The sequence below is a fragment of the Rhizobium phaseoli genome, assembly GCF_010668805.1.
Lineage (GTDB): Bacteria > Pseudomonadota > Alphaproteobacteria > Rhizobiales > Rhizobiaceae > Rhizobium > Rhizobium phaseoli_A.
The window spans coordinates 516,432-533,358 of the sequence record NZ_WUFT01000001.1; the positions used below are offsets into that span (position 1 = coordinate 516,432).

Annotated in this window: 19 protein-coding genes and 1 tRNA gene; 9 read left to right on the forward strand and 11 right to left on the reverse strand. The window is 58.7% G+C overall.

Annotated features, from left to right (window positions below; translation table 11 throughout):
- Nucleotides 1-70 precede the first annotated feature (70 nt).
- From infA to GR197_RS02660, 4 genes are all read left to right on the forward strand, one after another.
- Nucleotides 71-289 carry a translation initiation factor IF-1 gene (infA, locus tag GR197_RS02645; RefSeq protein WP_003545338.1) on the forward strand — a complete coding sequence of 73 codons (219 nt, stop codon included), beginning with the start codon at nucleotides 71-73 and terminating at the stop codon, nucleotides 287-289.
- 55 nt (nucleotides 290-344) lie between these two features.
- A complete protein-coding gene (locus GR197_RS02650; protein ID WP_007633452.1) occupies nucleotides 345-965 on the forward strand; it encodes a Maf-like protein in 621 nt (206 codons plus the stop codon).
- Between the two features lie 38 nt (nucleotides 966-1,003).
- Nucleotides 1,004-1,216 carry a DNA gyrase inhibitor YacG gene (gene yacG, locus GR197_RS02655; protein WP_003588672.1) on the forward strand — a complete coding sequence of 71 codons (213 nt, stop codon included), beginning with the start codon at nucleotides 1,004-1,006 and terminating at the stop codon, nucleotides 1,214-1,216.
- A gap of 235 nt (nucleotides 1,217-1,451) precedes the next feature.
- Nucleotides 1,452-1,527, forward strand: a tRNA-Phe gene (locus tag GR197_RS02660).
- An 82-nt stretch (nucleotides 1,528-1,609) separates the two neighbouring features.
- Here the strand turns inward: GR197_RS02660 and GR197_RS02665 are convergent.
- The 5 genes from GR197_RS02665 to GR197_RS02685 all read right to left on the reverse strand — a co-directional run bounded on the left by GR197_RS02665 (nucleotide 1,610) and on the right by GR197_RS02685 (nucleotide 5,966).
- Nucleotides 1,610-1,906 (reverse strand): transposase, encoded by a 297-nt coding sequence (locus GR197_RS02665; RefSeq protein WP_164006470.1) that lies wholly within the window; start codon nucleotides 1,904-1,906, stop codon nucleotides 1,610-1,612.
- Nucleotides 1,896-3,341 carry an HlyD family type I secretion periplasmic adaptor subunit gene (locus tag GR197_RS02670; RefSeq protein WP_164006471.1) on the reverse strand — a complete coding sequence of 482 codons (1,446 nt, stop codon included), beginning with the start codon at nucleotides 3,339-3,341 and terminating at the stop codon, nucleotides 1,896-1,898. Before GR197_RS02670 ends, GR197_RS02665 begins: the two co-directional genes overlap by 11 nt.
- Before the next feature lie 14 nt (nucleotides 3,342-3,355).
- Nucleotides 3,356-5,071, reverse strand: coding sequence for a type I secretion system permease/ATPase (locus GR197_RS02675; protein WP_164006472.1), 1,716 nt, complete (start codon nucleotides 5,069-5,071; stop codon nucleotides 3,356-3,358).
- Between the two features lie 90 nt (nucleotides 5,072-5,161).
- A complete protein-coding gene (locus tag GR197_RS02680) occupies nucleotides 5,162-5,737 on the reverse strand; it encodes a PE-PGRS family protein (protein WP_164006473.1) in 576 nt (191 codons plus the stop codon).
- Nucleotides 5,738-5,750: 13 nt separating this feature from the next.
- Nucleotides 5,751-5,966 carry a hypothetical protein gene (locus GR197_RS02685; RefSeq protein WP_164006474.1) on the reverse strand — a complete coding sequence of 72 codons (216 nt, stop codon included), beginning with the start codon at nucleotides 5,964-5,966 and terminating at the stop codon, nucleotides 5,751-5,753.
- A 244-nt stretch (nucleotides 5,967-6,210) separates the two neighbouring features.
- Between GR197_RS02685 and GR197_RS02690 the strand changes: the two genes are divergently transcribed.
- From GR197_RS02690 to GR197_RS02700, 3 genes are all read left to right on the forward strand, one after another.
- Nucleotides 6,211-7,299 carry a hypothetical protein gene (locus GR197_RS02690; protein ID WP_164006475.1) on the forward strand — a complete coding sequence of 363 codons (1,089 nt, stop codon included), beginning with the start codon at nucleotides 6,211-6,213 and terminating at the stop codon, nucleotides 7,297-7,299.
- A gap of 705 nt (nucleotides 7,300-8,004) precedes the next feature.
- Entirely contained in the window at nucleotides 8,005-8,778 is a 774-nt protein-coding gene (locus tag GR197_RS02695; protein ID WP_164006476.1) for a response regulator transcription factor, read from the forward strand.
- A 136-nt stretch (nucleotides 8,779-8,914) separates the two neighbouring features.
- Nucleotides 8,915-9,115, forward strand: a complete 201-nt coding sequence (locus GR197_RS02700) for a hypothetical protein (RefSeq protein ID WP_204330007.1) — start codon at nucleotides 8,915-8,917, stop codon at nucleotides 9,113-9,115.
- 38 nt (nucleotides 9,116-9,153) lie between these two features.
- On the opposite strand, the gene GR197_RS02705 is transcribed toward GR197_RS02700, so the two are convergent.
- The 6 genes from GR197_RS02705 to GR197_RS02730 form a co-directional block, all read right to left on the reverse strand.
- On the reverse strand, nucleotides 9,154-9,879 hold the full coding sequence (locus tag GR197_RS02705; protein WP_164006478.1) for an SDR family oxidoreductase: 726 nt from the start codon (nucleotides 9,877-9,879) through the stop codon (nucleotides 9,154-9,156).
- Nucleotides 9,880-9,889: 10 nt separating this feature from the next.
- Entirely contained in the window at nucleotides 9,890-10,951 is a 1,062-nt protein-coding gene (locus tag GR197_RS02710) for an ABC transporter ATP-binding protein (RefSeq protein WP_164006479.1), read from the reverse strand.
- 56 nt (nucleotides 10,952-11,007) lie between these two features.
- Nucleotides 11,008-11,214 (reverse strand): DUF2160 family membrane protein, encoded by a 207-nt coding sequence (locus GR197_RS02715; RefSeq protein WP_164006480.1) that lies wholly within the window; start codon nucleotides 11,212-11,214, stop codon nucleotides 11,008-11,010.
- Nucleotides 11,215-11,218: 4 nt separating this feature from the next.
- Nucleotides 11,219-12,055 carry a carbohydrate ABC transporter permease gene (locus GR197_RS02720; RefSeq protein WP_164006481.1) on the reverse strand — a complete coding sequence of 279 codons (837 nt, stop codon included), beginning with the start codon at nucleotides 12,053-12,055 and terminating at the stop codon, nucleotides 11,219-11,221.
- A 4-nt stretch (nucleotides 12,056-12,059) separates the two neighbouring features.
- The gene (locus GR197_RS02725) at nucleotides 12,060-12,935 is read right to left on the reverse strand and encodes a carbohydrate ABC transporter permease (protein ID WP_164006482.1); all 876 of its coding nucleotides are present in this window, start codon (nucleotides 12,933-12,935) and stop codon (nucleotides 12,060-12,062) included.
- A 97-nt stretch (nucleotides 12,936-13,032) separates the two neighbouring features.
- Entirely contained in the window at nucleotides 13,033-14,466 is a 1,434-nt protein-coding gene (locus GR197_RS02730) for an extracellular solute-binding protein (protein ID WP_164006483.1), read from the reverse strand.
- Nucleotides 14,467-14,762: 296 nt separating this feature from the next.
- On the opposite strand from GR197_RS02730, the gene GR197_RS02735 reads away from it, so the two are divergent.
- Together GR197_RS02735 and GR197_RS02740 are read left to right on the forward strand one after the other, a co-directional pair.
- Nucleotides 14,763-15,647, forward strand: coding sequence for a sugar phosphate isomerase/epimerase family protein (locus GR197_RS02735; protein ID WP_164006484.1), 885 nt, complete (start codon nucleotides 14,763-14,765; stop codon nucleotides 15,645-15,647).
- A 62-nt stretch (nucleotides 15,648-15,709) separates the two neighbouring features.
- On the forward strand, nucleotides 15,710-16,924 hold the full coding sequence (locus tag GR197_RS02740; RefSeq protein WP_164006485.1) for an ROK family transcriptional regulator: 1,215 nt from the start codon (nucleotides 15,710-15,712) through the stop codon (nucleotides 16,922-16,924).
- The last annotated feature ends 3 nt before the right edge of the window (nucleotides 16,925-16,927 follow it).

Genomic DNA, 16,927 nt, shown 5'->3' on the forward strand with positions numbered 1-16,927 from the left:
GTAGTTTCCGCCCAAATTTTAAAGGCGCGCGCTGCGCTGCCTATTCAACCCACAGGAAGAAAACACTTATATGCCGAAAGAAGAAGTCCTCGAATTCCCCGGTATCGTCACCGAACTTCTGCCGAATGCGACGTTCCGCGTGAAGCTCGAAAACGAACACGAGATCATCGCCCACACCGCCGGCCGCATGCGCAAGAACCGCATCCGCGTTCTCGCCGGCGACAAGGTGCTTGTGGAAATGACGCCCTACGATCTGACCAAGGGCCGCATCACCTACCGTTTCAAGTAAATTTGCCAAAGGTCTTGCAAGGGGTTTCTCCCCGTCTGCCGATGGTCGAGGTTCCATGGCGCTGAAATACAAGCTCATTCTGGCCTCGGGCTCGCCCCGTCGCGTTGACCTGCTCAACCAGGCCGGTATCGAGCCTGCGCGCCTGATGCCGATGGATATCGACGAGGCGCCGAAGAAGTCGGAGCATCCGCGTTCACTCGCCCGTAGGCTTTCGGCTGAGAAGGCCGAGGCAGCACTCGCCGCCATCAAAGGCGATATCACCTGGAAGGGCAGCTATATCCTCGCCGCCGATACGGTGGTCGCCGTCGGCCGGCGCATTCTCGGCAAGGCCGAATTTGCCGACGAGGCGTTGAGTTCGCTGCATCTCTTGTCGGGACGCAACCATCTCGTCTATACCGGCGTTTGTCTGGTGACGCCGGATCGCAAGATCCGCCAGAAGATCGTCGAGACCAAGGTGCGCTTCAAGCGCCTCTCCGGTTTCGAGATCGAGAACTACCTGGCCTCCGGCCAGTGGCGCGGCAAGGCAGGCGCCTACGGCATCCAGGGTCTTGCCGGCACCTTCGTGCAGAAGATGGTGGGCTCCTACACCAATGTCGTCGGCCTGCCGCTTTATGAAACCATTGTGCTTCTGACCGGCGAGGGCTTCGATGTGCATAGCCGGTGGCCGGAGGGCTGAAGCCCGACGACCGATTCCTGAATTAGGACGGACCGATTATGCCTGAAGACAACAAAGCCGCCGCCAAGGTCGAACCGCTGCGCAAGGCGCGCCCTTGCCCCGAATGCGGCAAACCCTCGCACCGCGAGCATTACCCCTTCTGCTCCAACCGCTGCCGCGAGGTCGATCTCTCCCGCTGGCTGACCGGCGCCTATGCGATTCCCGTTGCCGACGACGAGACCAAGGCCGAATATCCGGATGAGGAAAACTGACGCATGGCGCCAGGAAGCGTGCAGCTTCCGGGAGTACGAGATGCATAAACAACAAGCTAAAGCGCCCACGAAGCTCTTATTTTTCCTCATGAATCCGCAAAATCGGCAAGACCGTCAAAAAAGAGTCATTTGACCGCTTGCCATGGCCGAACAAGATGCTATAACCCCGCTCGCTTCCGGGGCGCACCAAAGCCCCGCGGTTCTTTTTTCGAAAAGCACCATCGTAAGCAGGTTAGCCCAGGTAGCTCAGTTGGTAGAGCAGCGGATTGAAAATCCGCGTGTCACTGGTTCGATTCCGGTCCTGGGCACCACTCAATTCCCTAAAACTAATCTCCATGCACAGTATTGGATAGCGGGCCCAGAAGCTGGCCAACAAACCCCCCGCATTAGAAGCTAATGCCGCCCTTTCGTTGTCTTCGCCAGCATCTCGCTCAGAGTTGCCGCCGAAAGCATGGATTCGGCCAGAAGCTTCTTGAGCTTCTGGTTCTCTTCCTCCAGGGCTCTTAACCTTCTGGCATGGAGACCGACATTTCCGGGCTGCAGGGATTGCCACCGATAGAAGGTCGGCTCGCTGATGCCATATCGGTGGCAAACATCGGCCACCGTCACGCCGGCCTGGTGCTCCTTCAGAATGCCCGTAATCTGGTCGTCGTCAAATTTTCGCTTGCCCATCACCGCTTCAGTCCTCACGAAATGCTCTGTTGAAACTGTCGAGAAGCGGTCTGAGAGCATAGAGCGCAACGCTGCTTTTGCCGGTTTCGATCAGTGTTTGTGCGGGCATGCCCGCGACCAGTTCGACATCACGCATTTTCGCCAGCCGCTCGTCCGTTACGCGAATTGTCGCGGCAAAGTAGGGTTGGCCGCTCTGCGTATCGGTGAGGCGGTCGGCGGACACATACTCGACCCGACCTTTCAGCAGTGGAACGCGCCGCTGATTGTATGGAAGAAGGTGCACCTGTGCCTCCAGCCCCGCATGGACAAGATTGATGTCCTCCGGTCTGACATGGGCAGACACGATCAGCCGATCGGAGCGTGGCAGAAGATCGACGAGTGGTTCGCCCGCGCCGATCACCCCGCCTGATGTGTGGATGCGCAGGTTCATGATCGTGCCATCTTCGGGAGCCCGGATATCGGTCCTTGAAAGCTGGTCGTCGATCGCCCGCAAGCGCTCGCGCAATTGCATGATCCGGCTTTCCGTATCGCGCATGCCCAGGGCGACTTCGCTCAACCGGTCGCTGTCAAGCTTTGCGAGATCGACCTGCGACTCGCTGATCACTTGGTAGGCGCGAGCGATCTGTGCCTCGACTTGGCCCTGCTGGCCGTCAAGGTCTGCTTTTTCGCGCTCGAGGTTGAGAAGCCTGCTCCTTCGCTCCAGTCCCTTGGCAGTGAGGACCGTAACCTGATCCAGTTCTTCCTGCGAGATTGCCGCTCTGTCGCCCAGTGCCGCCTTCTGGGCGCCAAGTCCGACGATTTCCTGCCGCACCTGCGCGATTTTTTCATTGCCGATCTGAATTTCCGCCTGCATGACCCGGCGGCGGGCCTCGAAGATTTTCTGTTGCCCTGTCAGAATCGCGCTGACCGAAGGATATTTGTCCATGGCTGCGCTGAGATCCTCGGGATAGGCGACATGGTCGCTGCCCGTCTGCTCCGCAACCAGGCGGGCGCGGCTTCCTTCCGCGTCCCAAAGCTGCCCTTGGATGCTGTCGCGCTCCGAGCGGGACTTGGTGTCGTCGAGTTCTATCACGATTTGCCCGGCCATCACCGTATCGCCGTTCCTGACGAGGATCCGCCGCACAATTCCGCCTTCCAGATGCTGGATGGTCTTGCGGCTGGTCTCCGGTTCGATGACGCCCGATGCGACCGCAGCGCTGTGCAGCGGTGCCAGAGCCGACCAGATTGCCAATCCGACGACAAAGACGAGGATCAGCAAGTTCCCCGTCCAAACGACGCCTCTGAGCACCGGCATGGGCGAAGGGGCGGCGGGTCCGCGCTGTTTCTGTTCGATCACCGGCGAATAAGCCGTCCGTTGCCTGGCTGTCGCTGTCGATCGTTGAGCGAAGCGCTGGTCCATCCTTGACGAATTCGAAAATCTCGCCGGCGGCGCGTCCAGTGGAACAAGGGTCATGGCAACGTCCCTCCCTAGGTTCCCGTTCGAGCCGGTGGTTGAAGATACGTTTCATAAATCCGCTCGCTGTCGCCGAAGGCAGCCACCGTCCCGTTACGCATGATGGCAATCTTGTTGGTGACCGGCAGGATTCCCATCCGGTGCGTTATGACAACGACGGTCATCCCCCTGGATCTCATGCGCTCGATTGCCGTGAACAGCATGCGTTCGCCGTCATAATCCAGGCTCGAATTCGGATCGTCGAGAACGATAAGAGACGGATTTCCATAGGCCGCCCGTGCCAGTCCCAGTTGTTGGCGCTGAGCCCGAAGGAGCAGATTTCCCCCTTCACCGATATCGGTCTCGTAGCCCTGCGGCAGCCGCATGATCGCGTCGTGCAATCCAACCAGCTTTGCGGCGTCGATCGCCTTGCCGGGATCTCCTCCGTCCAGCCGGCCGATCACATCCTTGATTGCTCCGCCGAAGAGTTCGATATCCTGCGGCAGGTATCCGACGTGGCAGGTCCCCCCGCAAAGGCGCAGAGCCGAGATATCGACCCCGCCGAGAAGCGCATATCCGCTCGTTGCCGGCACAACGCCTGCCATGATGCGGCCCAGTGTCGATTTTCCCGATCCCGACGGACCGATGAGCGCAATGCAATCGCCAGGTGCCAGGCGCAATGTGATATCGGACAATATCGGCCGATCGGCGAATGGCTTGATATAGCTGACATTATCGAGAAGCAGGCCATTGGGTTCCGGCGGCGGCACCATGCGGGCATCGCAGTCCGATGCAATTGTTATCAGCATTCTGTTCAAGCGATTGAAGGCATTGCGCGCAAACATAAAGGAGCGCCATGCTCCTATTGCGCCCTCGATAGGGGCGAGCCCGCGCCCGAGCAGCAGGCTCGCAACGAAGATGATTCCGGGACTGCCGCTGTTGACGAGCACCAGCCAGGTCGCCGATCCCATCATCAGGATCTGCGCCAATGTGCGGATCGATTTGGAGAAACCAAGGATGATCTCCGTGCGATGCATCGCGATGTCCTGGGCCCTTCTTGCCATTTCCGCATCGCGATAGACGATCAGCGCTGCGCCGTCCTGCATGCCCATGGCCCGGATCACTTCGATGTTTTTCAGCGCGGTCGCAAATCGCAGATAGCTCCGCGAAAGGGCAAGATTGGCGTGAGCAAGCGGCGCTCGCGTCGCCAGTTCCGTCACCAACGCAAACAGCAGCAGCGCCACTGCGCAGAAAAGACCGATGGTCCCAAGCAGCGGGTGAACAAGGAAGAGCAAAAGCAGGAATACCGGCGCCCAGGGAACGTCGAATAAAAGCGAGCTGGCCGGTGAATCGAGGAACTGGCGCAATGCGGCGAGATCCCTGTAGCACTCTGAGGCGGCTCCCGTATCGGCGCGAGCGGCATATTCGAACGATGCGGTGAGCACCATGGGTCGTAGCCTGTGGTCCAGCCAGCTGCCGATGCGCGAAAGAGCTGCCCTGCGCACGATATCCAGCGTTGACCCGACCAACACGGCGATGGCGATGATCATCGTCAGCATCAGCAGCGTGTCGGTGCTTCGGCTCGATAGGACCCGATCGTAGATCTGCAGGAGATAGATGGAAGGCGTGAGAAGAAAGAGATTATAGCCGCAGCTGTAAAGGAAGACCAACCCGAAGGCCCCGGCACAAGCTCGGAGCGCAACAACGAGCTGTGTCGGTGGTCGCGGCGGTTTTATGGAAATTGTTGTCATTATCAGATCTCGCTGCACTTGATACTGACAAGAAGAGGCTGCTTACCTTGAGGGCCGCCGGCCGAAACCAGCGGCCCTTGATGTCTGAGTTCAGGAGCCGAGATGGTCGACGTCGATATGGCCGAAGGCGTTGATGAAGTGATCGAGAGAATTGGTCACCGTCGTCGTTTCGGGATCCGTGTGGACCAATGCCGACGAGATATCGCCGCCATGCGCCATGTTTCCGTTGCCGCCGTTGCCGCCGACACCGGCGAGGATGGTGGCATGCTGATCGGCCATAAGCTGCGTATATTGTGTCGCGGTCGTCGCCGCAGCCACTGCAGCCGTGTCGCCGCCGCTTGAGTTTCCTTGACTGCCGTTCGAGTTGGAATCTCCGCCCGCGCCGCCGTCGCCGTGGTTCGAGATTCTCGCCAGGAAGCCGTTCTGGGCCTCGGTAAAGCCACCGGATCCGCCATGACCGGCGTCCCAATCGGCCGTCTGCCAAACGTGATCGCCGTTGTGCACATCGGTAGTGGCCCCATAGACCTTTTGCACGGGATCGACATATGCAATCGGGTTGTAGTTGATGTTGCCATCGTTGTGGCCATCACCACCGTTGCCGGCATTCGCGTCACCCGCATCCGGATGGCTGAGATGAATCGTGTCGGATATTTGTGGAATAGGCATTGATTCACTCCTTCTACTTGGTTTCGTGCGTGTTCGTTTTTACGGCGTCCCCCTGCGGCGTGCATTCCAGCATGTCACCGCAGCCAATACGACCGCGGACGAATATTGCCTGTGATTTAAACTTCGAACTACCTAGATATTCGGCGACATTCATTCGGATGTATTCTTGATGTGGTGGAGCGTTATTTGGATTGGTGTTCGGTGATTTGGCGCGGGGCGGCATGGTCATGATCATCTTCGACCTCGCCGAAGCGACGCCAGGCCCCTTAATTCAAAGGCCGATTAAGTGCTTGCAACTGGCCCAACGGGCGTTGTGGCCATGACAGCCAAACGGCTACAGAACTAGCCGAGTGGATGTAGACGAATTGCAGGCTCTGCTTTTCCGAGGTTCAGATGCACAATGCCTGAACAATTCAGACTGCATGGCGCCGCATGCTCGGTGGACATGCGGTTGACCGCGAACGGAGACGGTAATGGCGGAACCTCGTCCCTTATTGGAAGACCTGCCCAAAACAGGCACCGATCAACACCTCGCCTCCAATGTGGCTGCGGGGCATCTGGCACTGGTGCCAACCTGGCTTCCATTGGATGTCGCTTCCGGTCCAAGTCATAATTCAGCCGGGAGCGGTGGTGACGGGATAAGCGAAGGCGTGATCAGCAGCAATGCGTTGGCCGTCTTCATGCCGTCCAATGCGGCTATTGCGGGACCTCATTCGGCTGCCGACGCTTTCCAGGGCAACGATGCGCTCATCAATCAGCATCCCACCGAAATGGCCGGGATCGGCGGGAATGGTGGAAGCGGCAATGTTGCCATCGGCAGCGGCGATGGTGCCAGTCATGCCGGCACCGGCGGCAACGGGCTGTTTTATGGCGGACTGGTCAGCACCGAAGTTGCAGTCTTTGCCCCCGTCAATACTGCTGTGGCTGCCGGCCCCGGCGCGGAGGCTCACGCCGAGCAATCGAACAACGCAATGTTCCTGCAGGGCGCAACGCAGATGGGGGGCATAGGCGGCTCCGGCGGAGACCATAATGTCGCGACCCATGGCTCGTCGATGAGCCCGGGAACAGCGCTGACATTGACAGGCGACTATTATGCGGGCCACGGCGGCGATGGATATTTCGTCGGCAGCATGGTCGACGTGAGCATAGCCATTTTCTCGCCGATCAACATCGCCATCGGCGCCGCGGGCGGCTCGGCGGAGGCTCATCAGACAAACAACGTCATTTTCGATCAGGGCACTGTGCAGATCGCAGGCATGGGCGGTAATGGCGGCGGCTTCAACCTGTCGTCGGACACGATTTTTACCGGCAACCATGCGGGTGGCGGTGGCGGCGACGGATCGTCGACCGGCGCCATGGTCGACGTCAATTTCGGTTATTTCCATCCTATCAACATTGCCGTTCCCGCCGGTGGGACGGCGGACGCCCAACAGATCGATCATGTTCTCTATGATCAGCATGCGCTTCAGCTGGCCGGCATTGCGGGCCACGGCGGAGAGGGTAACCTCACGGACGCCCACTCGGCGCTCGTCGACGATATTCTGACTTTCATGCATAGCTAAAGCATGATGCCGAAAAGCGTGAGCGGTTTTCCCAGGCAAAGCGCGAAGCGCTTTTGCCGGTAGTTGCGTGAAATAATAGACTCCCCACTCGTATCGCGCGGGCTCAACTGCACGAGATTGTTCTTAGTGCCGTTTTTTCAAGCCATATGTTGAATCGCTTCCTCCGCCCGGTTTTCGACAGAAATACCGACCATTCCCCATGACCATATCGGCATTGTCGGCGCCGGCGCGGTTCCTGAATGAGAAACGATGCCTGCTGGTATTCATGCGTCATTAGAGCGCAGTTTTCAGTAATCAAAAAGGGTAGTCGGCGAACTCAGGCTTTTGTTGCTTTTGGCGTTTGTCGTTTTGCTGTCGAGGTCTGCGACTGCTATGAATTGAGAGAGAAATAAAGCTGCATCGATCGGTGGCTCCTTATATCCAGCAGCTTTTTGCTTAATAGGTCTATAGCAGATCGGTTGGCTTTTCAGCCTTTGGAAGCTTTGTTGACCCGCTTGCCGTACGTGAATTCGGCGAAGGTTGGAAAGTCTTCAGTGACAAGTCGAATCACCGGATCACGATGAACAAGCATTTCAATGTGCTCTGCGAACTAAATTATCTTCCACGCAATCTCATAGACTATAAGAATTATCATGAGAGGTCTGAATATTAATATCCGCAATACACTCGCTTTTTCTCATGACATGTAGTGAGAACAGGCATAATATGAACAGCTGTTGGGTTGCACATCTTCTGGGGAGCACGCGAGTGTCCGACAGTGCTGGAATAAAGCGCCGGCGCAATGCACCAACTGTGATCATTATTGAGCATTCTACGCTGGCGCGCACTACCGTGGTGAAGCTTCTTGAGCGTGAACTCACCGGGTGGAACTTTATCGATTTGATCTCGACCGAGAGTCTCGATCGGGCGCTTGGAGCCGAGGTGCGTTTGATCGCATTGGATCTGGCGGGCAGAGGTGTTGAGAGCGCCAGCCTGCGGGATGATCTCGCCGCAATCGCCGCACGTTTTCCTGAGGCTCCTATCACGTTGCTCTCAAGTACGGATGACGCGATCATCGCCCGTCAGGCGCTCAAGATCGGCATTCGCGGCTTTTTCTCGACTTCACTACCCATCGACATTGCTCTTGCCGGTCTTCGTCTCGTCCTGGCAGGAGGAACATTTTTCCCACAGCTTTTGGGGGCTGTCACAAACGGCTCAAACGAGCATAGTCCGGCCAGAAACGAGGCCGAAAAAAGCTTGGATGAGAGGACACAGTACTTGGCGCTTGCCGAGTTCACTCCCCGCGAAGCGGATGTCCTCGCAGAGTTGCAATCCGGCTGTTCAAATAAGGTCATTGCAGGCAAACTCAATTTGTCGGGGCATACGGTGAAGATGCATCTGCAACACATCATGCGAAAGCTGCAGGCGCAGAACCGTACTGAAGTGGTTGCCCGCTTGATCCAAAGAGCCGCAAGCGGGCCTGACGCCTCGCCGAGTTAGGCGGTGGATCAGTAGGACCGCCCGCGCGGCAGCTGGTGGTGCATCGAGGGGAGTCTTCATGTCAGCTGGTTTTATTTCGTGAATCCATGATGGGAACCGCGAGTCCGGCCGTCCGTTACTTTAGCGAACGGAGGACATGGACATGCGCAAGAAAAAGGCCATCGTCGAGGCGGCGCTCGAGTCCGAATATGAGCGCCAGCCGCTGGGGATCATGAATACGGATCAAGCGCTCGAGCTTGAGGATTCCGACGGTCTTGTTTTCAGTCACCCGTATAAAGAGGCCGGCGTGACGGATCATTTTGTCGATCAGGATCAATTGCGCCGATTGGTGCAGTAGATCTTTTGCGCGTTTGGAAAGACGCGACGCTGTCGACTTCACGCAATCATGAAGCCGCCGTCCACCGGCATCGATATCCCGTTCACCATCGCAGCCTGATCTGAGAGCAGGAAAAGAACGACGTCGGCAATATCGCTCGGCTCGGCGAAGCGGCCGACCGGAATGCGCTGCTTCATCCCGGCGGCCTTGTCGGGATCGCTCCATGCCTTCACCGCCATTGGCGTCAACGTCACCGTCGGGTGCACGCCGTTCGCGCGGATGCCGTGCGGCCCAAGTTCCTTTGCCATGACACGCGTCAAGCCGTCCAATCCACCCTTCGACGCACAATATGCAGCGTGGTCGGGGATGCCGATAAACGACGCGACCGACGAGACGTTGACGATGGCGCCCTTGCGGCCCTCCTTGATCAGGAGGCGGGCATATTCCTGCGCCACGATCATCGGCGCACGTGTGTTGACCGCCATAAGACGGTCGAATGCTTCGACTGTCGTCTCCAGGAACGGCTGCAATTCGGTCGTGCCGGCGCAGTTGACGAGGAAATCCGCCGGCAGGGCCGCAATCGCCGCCGCCCTGGTCGCATCGGCGTCGGCGAGATCGACCTGGATGGCGCGGCAGCCGGCTTCCTCTCGCAGGGCGTCGACGTCGGCGGCACTGCGGGTGAGGGCAACGACACCAGCACCCCGCTCGACGAGCATCCGGGCAATTTCGCGTCCGATGCCCTTTCCCGCTCCGGTAACGATGACGGTCTTTCCATTGAAGTCCATGGTTGCCTCCTTACAGTCTCTGGCCCGTTTCCCGATCGAAGATATGTGCACGGCGGGGATCGATGTGGAAATAAACCGTCCGTCCGGGATCTACCTCGATACGCTCACGGATCAAGGCGTCGATCGGCACACCTTGCGTACGGCCGAAGATCAATGTCTCCGAACCCGTGGGCTCGAACACCGATACCTCAACCGGAACGCCATCGTCGCCGATCGTGATATGCTCCGGTCTTATGCCATAGGTCACGGCTCTTCCGTCATCCGCATTGGTTTTGTCCAGGGGCAGGGCGACGCCCTGGTCGGTGACGACGACTTTCCGGCCGTCGCGTGTCGCGACACGGCCCTGAAGGAAGTTCATCGATGGGCTGCCGATGAAGCCGGCGACGAAGAGGTTGACCGGGAAGTCGTAAAGATCGAGAGGCTTGCCGATCTGCTCGACCCTGCCGTCGCGCATCACCACGATCTTGTTGGCCATCGTCATCGCCTCGATCTGATCGTGGGTGACGTAGACCGTCGTGGTCTTCAGCCGCTGGTGAAGCTCCTTGATTTCAACGCGCATGGTGACGCGAAGTTTGGCGTCGAGATTGGACAACGGTTCGTCGAACAGGAAGACCTTCGGATCGCGGACGATGGCGCGGCCCATCGCCACGCGTTGACGCTGCCCGCCCGACAATTGCTTCGGATAGCGGTCGAGATAACGTGTCAGGTCGAGGATCTCGGCCGCCCTGCCAACCTTCTCGGCGATCTCGGCCTTGGACCGCTTGGCCATCTTCAGCGGAAAGCCCATGTTCTCGGCCACCGTCTTATGGGGGTAGAGCGCGTAGCTCTGGAAGACCATCGCAATGTCGCGCTCCTTCGGCGGAGCGTTGGTGACGACACGGCCGCCGATCCGGATGTCGCCGCTGCTGACGGTCTCGAGACCGGCGATCATCCGCAGCAGGGTAGACTTGCCACATCCGGAGGGGCCGACCAGCACGACGAATTCGCCGTCCTCGATGTCGACGCTGACGCCGTGCATGACCTGAAGCGCGCCATACTTCTTGGTGACGTCGCTAACCTGTACGTTTGCCAATGTCGTTCCTCCCTAAAGCTGCACGGCTTCGTGTCCTTGTGGTGTTCCTCATCGGCTCATCCCTTCCAGACGACGTAGACGCCGAGGACTGCCGAAATTGCCGCCGCGAACCATACCGAAGGCCCGAACGGCTCGATGAACCGCATCCAGAACAGCGAGAGCGCGACCCAGATCACCACCGAGATGAAGAGCCGGTCGAACCAATTCGTTTCGATCGGCAGAAATCCCGGCTTGCGTTCGTTGTTTCCTGATCGAGACGTCATGGCTTCATCCTTTCACCGCACCGAAGGTCAGGCCGGCAACGATGTGACGTTGCACCACTGAAAAGACGATGAGCGCCGGAACCAATGTCAGCATCGAGATCGCGGCCATGATGCCCCAGGCCGTGCCTGTGGTCGTCACGTATTCCGACAGGCCGGTGGTCAGTGTCCGCGCATTGAAGTTGGTGAGGGTCGCCGCCAGCAGGTATTCATTCCACGCAAATACCCAGGTCAGGATCAGCGTCACTGCAAGTCCGGGCCGCGCTAAGGGAAAGACGATGTCGTAGAGGACGGTCCATGGGCTGGCGCCGTCCATATAGGCCGCCTCGTCCAACTCCTTCGGAATTCCTTCGACGGTCGGGCGCAGCGTCCAGATGGCGAAGGGAAGGTTGAAGGAGCAGTAGACCAGGATCATGCCCATCCGGGAATCGGCGAGCGAGAAGTCGCCGATCTTGTAGACCTGCGTCAGCAGCAGGAAAAGCGGCAGCAGGAAGACCGCCGGCGGCGCCATGCGGTTGGTGATCGTCCAGAAGAAGATGCTTTCCTTGCCCGCGAGGTCGAAGCGTGTCAGCGCGTAGCAGGCAAAAAAGCCGAGCGTCGTTACCAGCAGCGCATTGCCTGACGAAATGATCATCGAGTTGAGCATGTATCCGCGCAAGGTCGGATTTGTCAGTACGTCCTGATAGTTCTTCCAGAAGAAGCTGCGGAGAACGACATCGGGCGTCGAGAACAGGTCGAAGGGCTGCTTCACCGATATCACGAACAGCCAATAGATCGGGAAAAGCGTCGCGAGGCTTATCAAGGTCCAAAGGACGACCGGAAGCCAGGGGGTCTGAGTCTTCATTACCTCAACCTCTCTTCACGCGGGGCGCAATCAGGCCGACGTAGAGCAGCCAGCAGACGACGATGGTGAGGTAAAGGACGATGACGGAGATCGCCGAACCGTAGCCGTAATTCGTCTTGGGGAAGACTTCCTTGAAAATATGGACGCCGATGTAACGGGTCGATGAACCCGGGCCGCCTCCGGTCAGCATCAGCACCTCGTCGACGGTGCGCAGCGCGTCCATCAGCCTGATGAACACCGTGGCGAGCAAGGCCGGGCGGATCAAGGGGAGCGTGATGTGCCAGAAGATCTGGCTCTTGCCGGCGCCGTCAATCTGCGCCTGCTCGAACGGGTCTGACGGGAGCGAGACCAGTGCGGCGATCAGCGAGAGGGTGACGAGCGGCGTCCAGTGCCAGATGTCCATGATCACCGTCACGGTGAAGGCCGCGGCAGCACTCTGGCCGATGTTCAGATCGTAGCCGAACCAACTCCTGAGAAGATAGGGAATGATGCCGATCGACGGTGTGGTCATCAGCTTCCAGACGGAGCCGACGATGATCGGCGCCATGATCAGCGGCAGGGTGTGGATCGTGCGAAACACCGCTTTTCCAGGAAAATCCTTCAGCAGCGCCTGGGCGAGGATGTAGCCAAGGACCAGCTCCGAGACGACCGCGAAAAAGACGAATGTGAGGGTGATGCCGAGCGAGGCCAGGAATTGGGGATCGAAGACGAGCCGCCGATAATTGTCAGCCCAATTGAAGATCATGCCCGGATTGGCCGCGAACGGGTTCCATGCATGGAACGAGACCCAGAGGACGTAGATGAACGGAAAGATCCCGAACAGCCCCAGGATCACGATGGTCGGTGACAGCAACAGCCACCCGAGCTTCTGCGAATGCATCGCCTATCCCCCATTGAACGTTGTGTCGACGTCCGCCCCATCCAGGAAGCGAAAGATGACGGGTCGTAGGACACGACCCGTCAGTTGGGGAGGATGTTTATTTGCGATAGCCGAGCGATGTCAGTTCTTCTTCGGCCTTGGCCGCCATCTGGTCGAGGCCTTCATCGGCACCGATCTTGCCGGTCAGGATGTCGTAGAAGATCGGAGCGGTCGCTTCACGCACCTGCGCATGGAAGGGGTAGGGAGGAGCGCCGGCGAAGAGCTTGCCCTCATCTTTCAGCATGGTGTAGAAGCCGCCGAGCTTGATATCCATCTCCTTCACCTTCGGATCGTCGAACGTCGCCTTGTTGGTGATGCGTGGTGCGGCGATGGCCCAGTCGGGCTGCACTTCGTTCTGACCGATGAATTCGAGGAACAGCAGCGACGCTTCCTTGTTCTTCGAGGTGATCGGCACGCCGAAGGCGCCGCCATCGTAGTAACCGATGTAGCCCTTTCCGGCTTTCGCATCGTCCAACACGCCTGGCTCAAGCGGCGGCAGAGCGAATCCGACCTTTCCGACGACCTTCGACTGCGCGGCGTCGCTGGCAATCCACGCGGCATTCTCGCCGTAGATCAGCCCCTGGGCGACACGGCCGGCGGCAAAGGTCGTTGCGGTTTCCGTCCAGGTCGACTGGGTCGATTCCGGCGGTGCGATGTCGCGCAGGTGCAGCCAATATTTCAACGCGGCCTTTGCCTTGTCGCCGTTCATCGTGCCGCCGTGTTCGACCGTCGCCGCATAATTGTTCTTGGCGTCGATGCCCCAATTGTAGACGCCGAACGTCGGCACGATGGACTCGAAGAATTCATACCAGGACGCCGGATGGCCCGTATGGGCCTGAGCGGTCGTGCCCCAGAGCTCCATGCCGTTGTCCTTGCCGTACTTCGTGAAGAATTCGGCGATCTGAGTGTATTCCTCGTGGGTGGTCGCCGGCTTCAGGTCCTTGCCGGTTTCCTTCTTGAAGGCCTCCTTGATCTTCGGATCGTCGAAGAGGTCCTTGCGATAGAGATAGGTCTTCAGGAAGGCTTCCATCGGCGTGCCGAAGAGATCGCCGCTCGCATCCTTGAAGTAATCGGCGAAGCTGGTGAAGTTCGAGTCGTCGTAGGTTGGCGCCTTCAGGTCCGGCTGATCCTTCAGCGTCTTGTTGATGTCGACGAGGAAGTTCCTGGCCAGATAGGAGTAGATGATGTCCTGCTCGATATAGACCATGTCATAGATACCGGTCTTGGCTTCCATGTCCTTGATGGCCTTGTCGTACATCTGGTCCCAGGACGTCGTCTCGATTTCGACCTTGATGCCGGTCTTCTTTTCGAATTCCGGAGCGAGCACGTTCTTGATGTAGTTCGATGGCGGGGTGCTTTCGGTGACGCCGTGCAGTGTCACACCCTTGTATTTTGCGCCGGCGTCGGACCAGAAGTCAGCCCAAGCAGGCGAAGCGGTCGTCGCGAGGCCGAGCGTCAGCGCAAGCGCGCTAGCCTTCAAAGCATAGTGCATTTCCAATCCTCCCAGAGTGCAGCGAGATCATTTCGCCGGTGCTTTGTGTAGGCGAAAAAAATCGATAGCGCAATATTTGTTGTCTAAACATGCAAATAGATCGCCTATCCTATTGATTTTCGCGGGAACAAATTTCCCCGGCGACGTGAAAGCGACGGTTATGGGTATAAAATGCTGCATTGCAAAGAAATTTTGCGAAGCAACAAAAAGAGAGCGTCTTAATTTATTTGTTGTCTTGCCAAACTAAATGGCATAGCACTGGGCGAAATCACCGGCATATCGTGGAGGAAAAACCTATGCGTCGATTGGGTATTCATTCATTTGTATGGACAAACGGCCAAACGCAGGAAGGCCTGGAAATGGCCCTCAACAAGACGGCCGAACACGGATATCGCACCATCGAATTTGCCTATCTGCGCCCCGAGAAATTCAATCTCGATCGACTGGCAAAGCTTGCGCAGTCTCTCGATCTGGAGATTGGCGTGACCATGGGCCTGCCGCTCGACAAGGACGTGTCGAGCGAGGACGCCTCTGCGGTGTCCGCCGGCAGGCAGACGCTGGCGGACGCCGTTCGTGCGGTCCGCGATATCGGCGGCAACAAGCTCGGCGGAATTCTCTATTCCGCGCACACCAAGTACAATCGCCAGCCGACGAAGAAGGGATGGGACAACAGCGTCGCCGCGATCGCCGCAACCGGGGAAGTCGCCAGGCAGGCAAACGTCGACCTCGTGCTGGAGGTGGTCAACCGGTTCGAGACGAACCTGCTGAATACCACGGCGCAGGGGCTGAAGTTCATCTCCGAGACGGGATCGCAGCATGTTCGTCTTCATCTCGACACGTTCCACATGAACATCGAAGAAGCCAATCCGGCCGCCGCCATCCGCCTTGCCGGCGACAAGATCGGTTACTTCCACATCGGCGAAAGCAATCGCGGCTATCTCGGAGACGGCGTCATCAACTTCGATCTGATCTTCGACGCCCTGCTCGACATCGGCTACAACAGAGACGTGGTGTTCGAGAGCTTCTCGACGACGGTCGTCGATGAAGGCCTGTCACTTGCCTGCGCGATCTGGCGCGATACCTGGGAGGATAATGATTTGCTTGCGGCGCATGCGAAGCGCTACATCGAGCTGAAATATGACGAGGCCAAGCGTCGCCGCGCCACAAGCGCGCGGCCCTGATTATCCTTCTGACAGCCTGTTCCAGTCGTGTAAGGGTTGGGCGACTTGGAGGGAACTGAAATATGAACGACACCGTCTCCATCGGAAGTTCGCCGCGCAGGATCCGGCAGAACAATATCGTCGCCGCCTTGCAGACGATCTACGCCCACCGACGCCTCAGCCGGGCCGACCTCGCCCGCAAGCTCGGCATGAACCGCTCATCCTCGGGAGAGATCGTCGCCGAACTGACGGAGGGTGGGTTCGTTCAGGAGTCGGAGGAGAGCGGCAAGCAGCGCCTGGAGCATTCCCGCGCCGGTCGTCCCGGCATCATGCTCGAACTGGTTCCCGATGCTGCATTTTTCGTCGGGATCGAGATCGGCGTTGAACATATATCGGCTGTGGTTGTCGATCTCTCCGCCGAGGTTCGGGCATGCCGGAAAATGGCGTTCGACACACCGTCTTCGACGGTGGAGGAGGCCGTGGCGCAGGGTATCGAATTGATTATCGGCGCCATGGCGAAGAGGATGATCGACAGGTGCAAAGGCTTGGGCCTATCGACACCATCCCACGTCCGCCCGGATGGATTTGTCACGCTGGCGCCGATCATCGGCTGGCGAGACGTGCCGTTGAAGGAGATTGCGCGGTCAGCCTTCCCGTCCGCCGTGCCGATTGCGGTCGAAAACGATGCCAATGCGTTTGCGATCGGCGACAGCTATCGTCACGGCGTCGCAGGGGTGACCCTGTTCCTGCTGATGGAAACCGGCGTCGGCGGCGGCATCATGATCGATGGCAAGCTGTTTCGTGGCGGCCATGGTCTGGCGGGAGAAATCGGCCACACCCTGGTACCGGGAAGCGGCGGTCACAAGCTCGAACAGCTGATCGGTCGCGAGGTGCTCATCGGGCAGTATCGCGAGGCTATTGGACGCGACGACGCGGATCTTCAGGATTTTCTTGGCGACGTTCGTGATCGCGTCCCGGCCGCGGTCAATATCGCCGAAGCCTGGTCGCGCCATCTCGCCTATGCATTGCTGCAGGCCTGTCGTCTGCTCGACCCGGACAGGATCGTCCTCGGCGGCTCCGTGGCATCCCTCTACCCGATGGTGGCTGCCCGCGTGGCGGTCCATATGTCGGAAGGCCAGAACATCGCTTTCCCCACGCCGGAGATCGTCGTGGACGACGATGCCGAGTTTCGTTCCGCCTTCGGGGCGGCATGCATGTTGCACCAGCGCTTTCTGTCGCTGGAAAGCGAGGAGTTCGGCAGCGAGGACGGCGCGCCGGTCCCATCGGCGATGAGTTAACGA

Bases quoted from the DNA above. Each gene is read 5' to 3' on its own strand.
- infA (WP_003545338.1), top strand. From the start codon at position 71: ATGCCGAAAGAAGAAGTCCTCGAATTCCCCGGTATCGTCACCGAACTT.
- GR197_RS02650 (WP_007633452.1), top strand. From the start codon at position 345: ATGGCGCTGAAATACAAGCTCATTCTGGCCTCGGGCTCGCCCCGTCGC.
- yacG (WP_003588672.1), top strand. From the start codon at position 1,004: ATGCCTGAAGACAACAAAGCCGCCGCCAAGGTCGAACCGCTGCGCAAG.
- GR197_RS02670 (WP_164006471.1), bottom strand. From the start codon at position 3,341: ATGACCCTTGTTCCACTGGACGCGCCGCCGGCGAGATTTTCGAATTCG.
- GR197_RS02675 (WP_164006472.1), bottom strand. From the start codon at position 5,071: ATGACAACAATTTCCATAAAACCGCCGCGACCACCGACACAGCTCGTT.
- GR197_RS02680 (WP_164006473.1), bottom strand. From the start codon at position 5,737: ATGCCTATTCCACAAATATCCGACACGATTCATCTCAGCCATCCGGAT.
- GR197_RS02685 (WP_164006474.1), bottom strand. From the start codon at position 5,966: ATGACCATGCCGCCCCGCGCCAAATCACCGAACACCAATCCAAATAAC.
- GR197_RS02690 (WP_164006475.1), top strand. From the start codon at position 6,211: ATGGCGGAACCTCGTCCCTTATTGGAAGACCTGCCCAAAACAGGCACC.
- GR197_RS02695 (WP_164006476.1), top strand. From the start codon at position 8,005: ATGAACAGCTGTTGGGTTGCACATCTTCTGGGGAGCACGCGAGTGTCC.
- GR197_RS02700 (WP_204330007.1), top strand. From the start codon at position 8,915: ATGGACATGCGCAAGAAAAAGGCCATCGTCGAGGCGGCGCTCGAGTCC.
- GR197_RS02705 (WP_164006478.1), bottom strand. From the start codon at position 9,879: ATGGACTTCAATGGAAAGACCGTCATCGTTACCGGAGCGGGAAAGGGC.
- GR197_RS02715 (WP_164006480.1), bottom strand. From the start codon at position 11,214: ATGACGTCTCGATCAGGAAACAACGAACGCAAGCCGGGATTTCTGCCG.
- GR197_RS02720 (WP_164006481.1), bottom strand. From the start codon at position 12,055: ATGAAGACTCAGACCCCCTGGCTTCCGGTCGTCCTTTGGACCTTGATA.
- GR197_RS02725 (WP_164006482.1), bottom strand. From the start codon at position 12,935: ATGCATTCGCAGAAGCTCGGGTGGCTGTTGCTGTCACCGACCATCGTG.
- GR197_RS02730 (WP_164006483.1), bottom strand. From the start codon at position 14,466: ATGCACTATGCTTTGAAGGCTAGCGCGCTTGCGCTGACGCTCGGCCTC.
- GR197_RS02735 (WP_164006484.1), top strand. From the start codon at position 14,763: ATGCGTCGATTGGGTATTCATTCATTTGTATGGACAAACGGCCAAACG.
- GR197_RS02740 (WP_164006485.1), top strand. From the start codon at position 15,710: ATGAACGACACCGTCTCCATCGGAAGTTCGCCGCGCAGGATCCGGCAG.